Source organism: Bradyrhizobium sp. PRIMUS42, assembly GCF_023006515.1.
In the GTDB taxonomy this organism is placed as follows: domain Bacteria; phylum Pseudomonadota; class Alphaproteobacteria; order Rhizobiales; family Xanthobacteraceae; genus Bradyrhizobium.
This window is the reverse complement of the sequence record NZ_JALBGZ010000157.1, coordinates 1-10,579: the sequence shown is the minus strand read 5'-3', so window position 1 is coordinate 10,579 and position 10,579 is coordinate 1. Positions and strand designations below refer to the sequence as shown.

7 protein-coding genes and 3 pseudogenes are annotated in these 10,579 nt (G+C 64.6%); 6 read left to right on the top strand and 4 right to left on the bottom strand.

Features of this window, described 5'->3' with window-relative positions:
* From MOV75_RS14600 to MOV75_RS14585, 4 genes and pseudogenes are all read left to right on the top strand, one after another.
* Positions 1-260: pseudogene (locus MOV75_RS14600) on the top strand (transporter); the annotation flags it as partial.
* Between the two features lie 103 nt (positions 261-363).
* A pseudogene (locus MOV75_RS14595) lies at positions 364-713 on the top strand (addiction module antidote protein).
* 72 nt (positions 714-785) lie between these two features.
* Positions 786-1,343, top strand: coding sequence for a hypothetical protein (locus MOV75_RS14590; RefSeq protein ID WP_246925883.1), 558 nt, complete (start codon positions 786-788; stop codon positions 1,341-1,343).
* A gap of 51 nt (positions 1,344-1,394) precedes the next feature.
* Positions 1,395-2,357: an amidohydrolase family protein gene (locus MOV75_RS14585; protein ID WP_246925882.1), complete on the top strand. Its 963-nt coding sequence runs from the start codon at positions 1,395-1,397 to the stop codon at positions 2,355-2,357.
* Between the two features lie 3 nt (positions 2,358-2,360).
* On the opposite strand, the gene MOV75_RS14580 is transcribed toward MOV75_RS14585, so the two are convergent.
* The 3 genes and pseudogenes from MOV75_RS14580 to MOV75_RS14570 all read right to left on the bottom strand — a co-directional run bounded on the left by MOV75_RS14580 (position 2,361) and on the right by MOV75_RS14570 (position 8,313).
* Entirely contained in the window at positions 2,361-5,477 is a 3,117-nt protein-coding gene (locus MOV75_RS14580; protein WP_246925881.1) for an efflux RND transporter permease subunit, read from the bottom strand.
* Positions 5,478-5,506: 29 nt separating this feature from the next.
* Complete coding sequence (locus MOV75_RS14575; protein ID WP_246925878.1) at positions 5,507-6,757, bottom strand: efflux RND transporter periplasmic adaptor subunit; 1,251 nt, start codon at positions 6,755-6,757, stop codon at positions 5,507-5,509.
* A gap of 145 nt (positions 6,758-6,902) precedes the next feature.
* A pseudogene (locus MOV75_RS14570) lies at positions 6,903-8,313 on the bottom strand (CoA transferase).
* Between the two features lie 57 nt (positions 8,314-8,370).
* Here MOV75_RS14570 and MOV75_RS14565 point away from each other — a divergent pair.
* Both MOV75_RS14565 and MOV75_RS14560 read left to right on the top strand, forming a co-directional pair.
* Complete coding sequence (locus tag MOV75_RS14565; RefSeq protein WP_246925873.1) at positions 8,371-8,658, top strand: hypothetical protein; 288 nt, start codon at positions 8,371-8,373, stop codon at positions 8,656-8,658.
* A 320-nt stretch (positions 8,659-8,978) separates the two neighbouring features.
* Positions 8,979-9,749, top strand: coding sequence for an SDR family NAD(P)-dependent oxidoreductase (locus MOV75_RS14560; protein WP_246925871.1), 771 nt, complete (start codon positions 8,979-8,981; stop codon positions 9,747-9,749).
* Positions 9,750-9,937: 188 nt separating this feature from the next.
* On the opposite strand, the gene MOV75_RS14555 is transcribed toward MOV75_RS14560, so the two are convergent.
* A partial coding sequence (locus MOV75_RS14555) for an OB-fold nucleic acid binding domain-containing protein (protein WP_247006059.1) occupies positions 9,938-10,579 on the bottom strand: 642 nt, incomplete at its 5' end.

The window sequence follows — 10,579 nt, the reverse complement described above, 5'->3', positions numbered from 1 at the left end:
AGGGCGTGCAGCGCGAGGCCGCCGGCGGTCAGCGCACGACGGTGGACGTGCTGAACTCGCAGGCCGATTTGATCCAGGCCAAGGCCCGCCTGATCGGCGCGCTGCGCGACCGCGTCATCGCCTCCTACACGCTGCTCAGCGCTACCGGCCATCTCGACGTCAAGACACTGAGCCTGAACACGCCGGACTACCTGCCCGAGGTGCACTACCACCAGGTCCGCGACGCCTGGCACGGCCTGCGCACGCCGTCGGGGCAGTAGGCACCCGCGCAACATCGCTTCACAGCATCCTGCACCGCCTAGGCGACAAACGCATGCAGCGACAGGACATCAAGCTAGCTCAGCAACTAGCGGAGACATTGTGATGCCGAAAGCAGCAAAAACGACGGTCAAAGCGGCATCCAAGACGACGCGATTCGACGCCACTGACTACCTCAACACCGAGGAGCGGCAAGCCGCCTATGTCGCGGCCGCACTGGAGACTGGCGATGCCGATTTCGTGCGCGACGCGCTCGGCCTCGTCGCGCGTGCACGCGGCATGAGTGCGATCGCGAAGAAAGCGGGCTTGAACCGCGAGAGCCTGTATAAGGCCCTCGGTGAGACGGGAAATCCCGAGTTCGGCACGGTCATGCGCATTGTCGCGGCGTGGGCCTGACATTGTCGGCTCAACCCGCGACGAGCGGACGGACCTCAAAGCGCCGCCGCGCTGCGTAACGGAGCGCGGCGGCCTTGGATGTCGCGCTCGCTCTTACCGGGCGCCAAGCCGGTTCAGGTCAGGGCGTGAACATGAGAAGCCGCCGCATCCATCTGATGGGGGCCTCCGGCGCCGGCGTGGCGACGCTCGGTCGCGCACTCGCTGGCCGGCTTGCGCTGCCGCATCACGACAGCGACGACTATTTCTGGCTGCCGACCGTGCCGCCCTACCAGACGACGCGGCCCGCTTCCGAGCGACTGCACCTGATGCGCGAGATGTTTCTGCCACGTCTCGATTGGGTGCTGAGCGGAACCGTCACCGGCTGGGGCAACGAGGTCGTCCCGTTCTTCGACCTTGTCGTCTTTGTGACGACGCCACGCGAACTTCGGCTGCAGCGCCTGCATGGCCGGGAGGCTGCGCATTTCGGAGCTGACGCCATCGCACAGGGCGGCTGGCGTCATGAGGAGACGGAATCGTTCGTCGAATGGGCCGCGCACTACGAAGCCGGGGATCGCGAGGGCCGCAGTCTCCCAAAAGATGAAGCCTGGCTCGCGGGCCTGCCCTGCCCGGTCGTGCGCGTCGACGGCTCACGCCTGCTTGCTGATCTCATCGAGCAGCTATGCAACGAGGCGGAGCTGCTGCCGGGCTGATGTGATACTGTCCGACTCCACTGCCAAACAACAACAATAGGGAGAGAAATCGTGCTCAACCGACGCAGCGTCCTGCTTGCCTCCCTCGCCGCTGGAGTAGCCATGACCAACAGAGCCCACGCCCGAGCCGTGCAGCCTGCGACACCGGTCAATTTCGACGTCCCGCCGCACGCCTGCGACTGCCACACCCATATCCACGGCGATCCCGAAAAGTTTCCGTTCTTCGCCGGGCGCGTCTACACGCCCGAGCTGGCCTCTCCGGAGGAGATGGCCGCACTGCACAAGGCGCTGCATGTCGAACGCGTGGTCATCGTTACCCCGAGCGTCTACGGCACCGACAATTCATCGACCCTATTCGGCATGAAAGCCCGCGGCGCGACTGCACGCGGCGTCGCCGTGATCGACGACAAGACGCCGGAGAGCGCGCTCGACACGATGCATCAGGACGGTTTCCGCGGCATCCGCCTCAATCTCGCGACCGGCGGCGTCAACGATCCCAATATCGGACGACCGCGCTTCACCGCCGCAGTCGAGCGCATGAAGGCGCGCGGCTGGCACGTGCAGCTCTACACCACGCTTGCCATGATCTCGGCGATCAAGGACCTCGTCGAGACGGCGCCGGTACCCGTCGTGTTCGACCATTTCGGCGGCCTCGAAGCATCACACGGCGTGGAGCAGCCGGGCTTCTCCGATCTCGTCGCGCTGGTGACGTCCGGCAAGGCCTATGTCAAGATTTCGGGCGCCTACCGGTCGTCGAAGCTCGCGCCAGATTATCAGGACATGGTGCCGTACGCGCAGGCCCTGATCGCGGCCAACCCGGATCGCATCGTCTGGGGCACCGACTGGCCGCATCCGGATTCGAGCCGCGTCGAGGGACGCAAGGCAACCGACATCGCGCCGCTCTACCAGATCGACGACGGGCGCCTGCTCAATCAGCTTCCGGTATGGGCGCCGGACGCGAGCGTGCGCAAGAAGATCCTGGTCGACAACCCGGCGCGGCTCTACGGGTTCTGACGGTCAGCGCGCGCGGCGCGAGAAGAACGAGATCAGCACCGGCAAGGTCACGAGGATCACGACCGGCGCCAGCATCATGCCGGTGACGACGACGACCGCAAGCGGCTTCTGCACCTGCGAGCCGATGCCCTCCGACAGCGCCGCCGGCAGCAGGCCGACGCCGGCGACGACGCAGGTCATCAGCACGGGCCGGAGCTGAAGCTCGCCGGTGCGGATCACCGCGCTCATGCGGTCCATGCCTTCTTCGATGAGCTGGTTGAACTGCGACAGGATGATGATGCCGTCCATCACAGCGATGCCGAACAGCGCGATGAAGCCGATCGCCGCGGAAACGCTGAATGCGGTGCCTGTGATCAACAGACCGAGCACGCCGCCGAAGATCGCCATCGGGATCACGCTCATGGCCAGCAGCGTGTCGGTCATCGAGCCGAAATTGAACCAGAGCAGCACGCCGATCAGCGCCAGCGAGATCGGCACAACGAGCGACAGCCGCCGGATCGCGTCCTGGAGATTGCCGAACTCGCCGACCCAGTCCATGTGCGAGCCGGGCGGCAGTTGCACCTGGTCGGCGATCTTCTGCTGCGCCTCGCGGATCGCGCTGCCGAGGTCGCGCTCGCGCACCGAGAACTTGATCGGCAAATAGCGTTCCTGCTGCTCGCGATAGATGTAGGCGGCGCCGGAGACGAGGCTGATGTTGGCGACTTCGCTCAGAGGGATTTGCGTGACGGTGCCGTTCGGCCCGGGCGCGCCGATCCGCAAGTTCTGGATCGCTTCCGCGCTCCTGCGGTATTCCGGCGCGAGGCGGACGATGATCGGGAAGTGACGGTCGCTGCCCGGCTCATAGAGATCGCCGGCGGTGTCACCGCCGATCGCCACCTTGATCGTGGCGTTGATGTCGCCCGGCGCAAGGCCATAGCGCGCCGCCTTGGCGCGGTCGATGTCGATCTGGACGGTCGGCTGCCCGAGTGAGGTGAACACTGCAAGGTCGGTGACGCCCTGCACAGTCGACAGCACCTGCTTGATCTTGTTGGCAGTGTCGGTCAGTGCCTGCAGGTCGCTGCCGAACAACTTGATCGAGTTCTCCCCCTTCACGCCGGAGACGGCTTCGGAGACGTTGTCCTGGAGATATTGCGAGAAGTTGAACTCGACGCCCGGAAAGCGGTCGTCGAGCTGCTTCAGCAGCTCCGCGGTCAGCTCTTCCTTGTCGCGCGTGCCGGGCCACTGGCTCACGGGCTTGAGCGGCGCGAAGAACTCGGCGTTGAAGAAGCCGGCGGCATCGGTGCCGTCGTCGGGACGGCCGTGCTGCGACACGACGGACTCCACCTCCGGCCGGGCGCGGATCACCTTGCGCATCTCGTTGACGTAGCTGTTGCCTTCCTGGAGCGAGATGGTCGGCGGCAGCGTGGCGCGGATCCAGAGATTGCCCTCTTCCAGCTTCGGCAGGAATTCGAGGCCGAGCAGCCGGCCGAGCGCGACCGTCATCAACACCAGGCCGACGGCACCGCCGAGAACGATGTTGCGGTTGGCGACCGCCCAATTCAGCACAGGCATGTAGATCCGGTGCAGGATCAGCATCACCTTGGTCTCAGTCTCATGGACATGCGCCGGCAGGATGATCGCGGACAGCGCCGGGGTCACGGTGAACGTCGCCAGCAGGCCGCCGGCAAGCGCGTAGGCATAGGTGCGGGCCATCGGCCCGAAGATGTTGCCCTCGACACCCGACAGCGTGAACAGCGGCAGGAAGGCCGCGATGATGATCGCCGCGGCAAAGAAGATCGAGCGCGAGACGTCGGCAGCCGCGCTGAGGATGGCGTGGCTCTTCATGCCGAACATCGTCTCGGGCGACATGTGCTCGGATTCCGACATCGGCGTCGTCTGTGTCAAACGGCGGAAGATCGCCTCCACCATGATGACGGTGGCATCGACGATCAGGCCGAAATCGATCGCGCCGACCGACAGCAAATTGGCCGATTCCCCGCGCAACACCAGGATGATGACGGCAAAGAACAGCGCGAACGGGATGGTGGCGCCGACGATCAGCGCACTGCGCAGGTCGCCGAGGAAGATCCACTGCAGCAGCACGATCAGCAGAATGCCGACCACCATGTTGTGCAGCACCGTGTGGGTGGTGAGCTCGATCAGGTCGCCGCGGTCGTAGATGCGCTCGATGCGCACGCCCGGCGGCAGGATGCTGGAATTGTTGATGGTTTGAACGAGCTGGTGGACCCGCTTGATGGTCGGCGAGCTCTGCTCGCCGCGGCGCATCAGGACGATGCCCTGCACGATGTCGTCGGCCTCGTCGAGGCCGGCGATGCCGAGGCGCGGCTTCTGGCCCACGGTGACGGTGGCGACGTCCTTGACCAGCACCGGATTGCCGCCTGTCTGTGCCACCATGGTATTGGCGAGATCGTCGATCGACCGGATCAGGCCGACGCCGCGCACGACGGCCGATTGCTGGCCGATATTGACGGTGTTACCGCCGACATTGACGTTGGAATTGCCGACCGCCTGGAGCAATTGCGGCAGCGTCAGACCGTTGGCGACCAGCTTGTTGAAGTCGACCTGGAGCTCATAGGTCTTGCTCTTGCCACCCCAACCGGTGACGTCGATGACCCCCGGCACGGCGCGAAAGCGGCGCTGGAGGATCCAGTCCTGGATGGTCTTGAGATCGAGCACGCTGTAGTTCGGCGGACCGACGAGACGGTAGCGGAAAATCTCGCCGATCGGGCTGAGCGGCGAGATCTGCGGCTGCACGTTGCCCGGCAGCGGCGCAAGCTGCGCCAGGCGGTTCAACACCTGCTGCAACGCCTCGTCATAGGTGTAGGCGAAGGAGAACTGGAGCTTGATGTCGGAGAGGCCGTAGAGCGAGATGGTGCGAATCGTCGTCAGATTCTTCAGGCCTGCGACCTGGGTCTCGATCGGGATCGTGATGTAGCGCTCGATCTCCTCCGCCGACAGTCCCGGGCTCTGCGTCACGATGTCGACCATCGGCGGGGTCGGATCGGGATAGGCCTCGATGTTGAGCTGGTTGAACGCAATCAGGCCGCCGATCAGCACGGCGACGAACATCCCGACCATCAGGAAGCGCCGGTTGACGGCAAGGGCGACGAGACGATCCATTCAGGTCTTCAATTTTCTTGGGTCGTCGATCAGCTGCCGGACGCCGCGCGGTCGATGAAGAGGCTGCCTTTGGTGACGATCTGCTCGCCGGGCTTCAGATTGCTGGTGACCTCGACGAGATTGCCGTTGATGAGGCCGATCTTGATCTGGCGCAGCTCGACCGATTTGTCCTCGCGCGCGACCCAGATACGGACCTTGTCGGCTTCGTAGATCAACGCCTGCTTCGGCACCGCCGGCGCGGCGCGGTCGCCGGCCGAGTAGATCGTGACGTTGGCGAACATCTCCGGCTTGAGCAGGCCGTCCTTGTTGTCGATGGTGGCGCGGACCAGCAGGCGGCGGGTGCTGGGGTCGATCGAGGCGGCGACGTAGTTGATCCTGGCGGTCAGCGGCCGGCCCGGCAGTGCCATCACGTTGACGGTGATGTCCTGGCCGATGCACACCGCGGCCGCATCGCTCTCGCGCACGAACGCGGTGAGCCAGACGGTGGAGAGGTCGCCGATCACGAAGACCGGATCGCTGGCGCCGGAATTGACGTACTGGCCAGGGCCGATCTTGCGCTGCACGACCGTGCCGGCAATCGGCGAATAGATCGTGATCTCCCGATCGATGACGCCCTTGTCCTGGAACGCCTTGATGGTCTCGTCGGTGAAGCCGAGGATGCGCAGCTTGTTGCGCGCGGCTTCCAGCGCGGTCCCGGAGGAGCGCATGTCGTTGCGCGCCTGAACCTGGGTCGCTTCCGCCTGCTGATAATCCTTGAGCGGAATGGCATGGCCCTCATAGAGGTCCTTGGCGCGCTTGAACTGGATGTCGGAAAGCTCGAGCGCCGACTTCGCCTTGTTCTGCGAGGTCATCGCCGCGATGAAATCATTCTGGGCCTGCACCGTGTCGGCGGCCTCGATCGTGAACAGCGGTTGACCCTGCTTCAGCGTCTCGCCCGGCTTGGCCAGCAGCTTGGTGACGCGGCCCGCATAGGGCGAGAACACCGGCGTCGAACGGTCCTCGTCGACGGCGACCTTGCCCTCGGTGACATACTCGGCCCGGAAGCTCTTGGCCTTGACCGGCTCGATCGTCAGCGTCGCCCATTCGGACGGTGTGGGCGTGAAGTTCTGCGCATTCCTGCGCGACTGGCTGGAGATCTCGGAGTGCTTCTTTTCCTTGGCCCCCGAAGAGAGGAAGCCGTAGGCACCGGCGCCGACACCGGCAAGAGCTAGTAAAACTACGGATGTGACCACCCGTTGTTTTCTAAACACCTGCAATCGCTTGGTATTTTCAACTACCATGGAGCCCGGTCGTGCCTGCGACGATCTTGGCAGACGCCTGCCTTATCGGTCGCGCTAATAGTGCCGAATTGCGATTTCAAACAACCTAAAAAACGCTGGGCGCCTTTCGGTTTGCATTAAAATTTTGCGACGTGTCAGCTTCATGTCAGCTTCGCACCGGCCACTGTGCCGGATGACTGCCGAGCGGCATCGCCGGACGACTCCATTGCGCCGGCGTGTTCGACAGCAGCGCCGAATGGCGCACCGCCTTCAACATGCCGAAGCCAGATGGCATGCTCTCGATGAATGAAGCATGTACGGCCTCCCCCGTAAGATCCGGGGTATCCAATCCGCTGTCGAGCCGGCCGAGATTCCAAAGCCAACGCCCGGTCTGCGCCAGCGACACGCGCACGTGCCAGCTGCCACCGTCGCGGGCCTGACGCGCCCTGGCCACCATCGCGCCGAACGCCATCAGATAGCCGGTGGCGTGGTCGAGCATTTGCGCCGGCAATTCCTTGGGACCATCGAGGCCGGCAGCGCGCCCCTCGGCGTGATTGAATCCGGTCGTGGTCTGCACCAGGGAATCGAAGCCGCGTCGCCCGGCCCAGGGGCCGGTGTGGCCATAGGCCGACAGCGTCACATAGACAATGCCGGGATTGATCTTCGCTGCATCCTCCGGCGCAAAGCCGAGGACGGCAAGCGCATGCGGGCGATAGCCTTGCGAGAAGATGTCGGCGTCCTCTAGCAGTTCGCGCAATCGTGCCCTGCCCGTCACGCTTCAGCTCGATGAAGGTGGTGAGCTTGCCGCGGCCGGTGTCGATGGTGAGCCAGTCAATGGCGGGCAGCTCCGGCCCTGACACCAGCAGCACATCCGCGCCATGCGCAGCTAGCGTGCGGCCGGCGACGGGACCTGCGATGACGCGGGAGAGATCGAGCACGCGAAGCCCCGAGAGCGGACGATCGTTGTTCGATGATGCTTGCGGCCACGGCTTTGGCGGGGCTTCGCCGATCTTCTCGATCGAGATCAGCGGCAATTGCGCGAGCGCATGCGCCTGCGGCAGCGCGGACCATTCGTCGTAGCTGCGCATCAGCGCAACGACGCCGCCCGCGGCGTAAGCCGCAGTCTCGAAATCTTCTCCCTTCCATTGCATCAGCGCCGCCTGCACCTTGTCGCGCTCGGCCTCGCAGCCGAGCACCTTGCAGACGGCGTCGCGATGATGCGGAAAGTTGGTGTGGCAGCGCACGAAGCGGTTGTCGCCGGTCCTGTAGACGCCGGCGATGGCGTCCCAGGCCGGCGGCGGCGGCTTGTCATCGAGACGCAAATAGCGCTCGGAGCGGCATTCGGCGACGGCGTGGCGCAGGTCGACATGGACGTCCTGCGTCTCGCCACTGCGCAGTCGCCAGATTTCAGCGGCGGCGAGACCCGCCGCGGCGATGGTCGTCTGCCCGGCGACCGCGACACGAAACGAGGACGGGATTTGAGGCTCCGCGCCCGTCAGCCGCACGCGGTCGAGGGCGGCGGCGTCACCGCCCGCAGAGGTCCAGATGCCCTTGAGAATGTCGGCAGGGCTTTGCATGGCCGCTTCTCTCCCTTTAGTTTTCCTGACCATCCCACGTTCACAGAAAGGATTGCAATGGCCGCCATCGATCCCCTCACCGCAGGCGCCGTGTTCGTTGCGACGGCGGCCACCGACGCGGTCTATGTGATGTTCACCTCGGCCGTGATCGCGCGCAAGCGCATGTCAGCGGCGAACTGGAGCGCGGTCTGGTACATGCTCTCCTCCTACGCCGTGATCAGCTACACCGAAAACGCCTTCTATGTCGCCTTCGCCGCGATCGGCTCCTGGGCTGGCGCCTACGTCTCGCTGACCTTCCTGCACCGCCCGCCCGGCGGCCCGCCGGTGGGGGCTGCGCCGGAGTGAAGGGAAGAAATTTTTACGAGCTTTTGTAGGGTGGGCAAAGCGAAGCGTGCCCACGACTTTTGTACAAGTTGAGGAATGGTGGGCACGGCGCTCGCGCGCCTTTGCCCACCCTACGGCAGGTGAGGACGAGGCACGAGATCGCTCAACAAGCTGCGCGTCTCTCTACGTCATTGCGAGGAGCTCTTGCGACGAAGCAACCAGACCGTCTCCACGGATGCATTCCTGGATTGCTTCGCTGCGCTCGCAATGACGATGTGGAGGCTTCTGGGCAATTCGAGAAACGGCTATGATTGCTGCACAACAACAAGGAAAACCCAGCAATGGATCTCGGTCTCAAAGGAAAGAACGCCATCGTGCTCGGCGGCACGCGCGGCATCGGGCGGGCGATTGCGGCGACGCTGGCCGGTGAAGGCACCAATGTTGCGGTGTGCGCGCGCAATGCCGATCAGGTTGCGGCAACGGTCGCGGAGTTGAAGGCGAGCGGCGTTCGCGCCATCGGCAGCCCGGTCGACGTCACCGACGGCGTGACGCTGAAAGCCTGGATCGAGAATGCTGCAAAGGAGCTCGGCGGCATCGACATGCTGTTCTCCAATGCGGGCGCGATGGCGCAAGGTCACGACGCCGCATCCTGGCAGCAGAATTTCCAGCTCGACGTGCTCGGCGCCGTGCATGCGTTCGATGCCGCCCGGCCGTTCCTCGAAGCCAGCGGCGAGAGCAGCGGCGATGCCGCCTTCGTCATCATCTCGTCGATCTCCGCGGCGCAAGCGGACACGGCCAGCTCCTACGGTCCGATCAAGGCCGCGCTGATCCACATGGCCAAGGGACTGGCGCGACAACATGCAAAGAAGAAGATCCGCGTCAACGTGGTGTCGCCCGGCACCGTCTATTTCAAGGGCGGCGTCTGGGAGATGATCGAAAAGAACATGCCCGAGCGCTACAACGACGCGATGAAGCGCAACCCGACCGGACGTATGGCAACGCCGCAGGACATCGCGAACGCGGCGGTGTTTTTGGCGAGCCCGGTTTCGTCGTTCACGACCGGCTCCAACCTGGTCGTGGACGGCGCGATCTCGAACCGGGTGAATTTTTGAGGGCAGAATCACCGTCGAAAGACTCCTAGGGTGGGCAAAGCGACTTGTCCGCCGTAGCTCGAAGAGCGAAGGCGGAAGCGTGCCCACGGCTTTCGCGAACAAACCTCCAAATGGTGGGCACGGCGCTAACGCGCCTTTGCCCACCCTACGGCAGCTGAGCGTGTGGCAGCACGCTCGCGTCACAACCCTCAATGAAAATCCCGCGACGGCGGCAGGATGCGGACGTTGCGGGGGTGACGGATTTTTTGCGCCGGCATGTCCGCGAGCGCGCGAGGGTCTTCATTGAGGGGCTCGACCACAGTGGCGCCTGCCGGCACCGTATGCTTGCGGCCTAGGGCATCGTTGGCGAGGCCGACCAGATCGTGTGAGCGGTCGACCATGCGCTGGGCGATGAGATGTGTCACCTTCTCGGGGCTGCTCTGGATATAGCCCTCGACCAGGATGAGGCGCGCGCCCATCACCTCCTTGCGGTACTGCTCCATGATCTTGGGCCACACCACGACATTGGCGATGCCGGTTTCGTCCTCCAGCGTCATGAATACGACGCCGCTGGCGCTGCCCGGCCGTTGCCGCACCAGAACCACGCCGGCGCAGCGGACGCGGCGCCGCTCGTTCTCATGGCTGATGGCCTTGCAGGCCACCACCCGCTCGCGCGAAAACATCTCGCGTAAAAATTCCATCGGATGGCCCTTGAGGGATAGCCGGATGGTCTGGTAGTCCGCGACCACCTGCTCGGCGGGCGGCATCAGCGGCAGCGGCTTTGCATGCTCATCCGGCTGTTCGCGGGCGGTCGCCGCCTCGAACAGCGGCAGCGGCACGTCGTCGGGCAG

Excerpts from the sequence above, each read along its gene's own strand:
- MOV75_RS14560 (WP_246925871.1), top strand. The coding sequence starts at position 8,979 with ATGGATCTCGGTCTCAAAGGAAAGAACGCCATCGTGCTCGGCGGCACG.
- MOV75_RS14575 (WP_246925878.1), bottom strand. The coding sequence starts at position 6,757 with ATGGTAGTTGAAAATACCAAGCGATTGCAGGTGTTTAGAAAACAACGG.
- MOV75_RS14565 (WP_246925873.1), top strand. The coding sequence starts at position 8,371 with ATGGCCGCCATCGATCCCCTCACCGCAGGCGCCGTGTTCGTTGCGACG.
- MOV75_RS14580 (WP_246925881.1), bottom strand. The coding sequence starts at position 5,477 with ATGGATCGTCTCGTCGCCCTTGCCGTCAACCGGCGCTTCCTGATGGTC.
- MOV75_RS14590 (WP_246925883.1), top strand. The coding sequence starts at position 786 with ATGAGAAGCCGCCGCATCCATCTGATGGGGGCCTCCGGCGCCGGCGTG.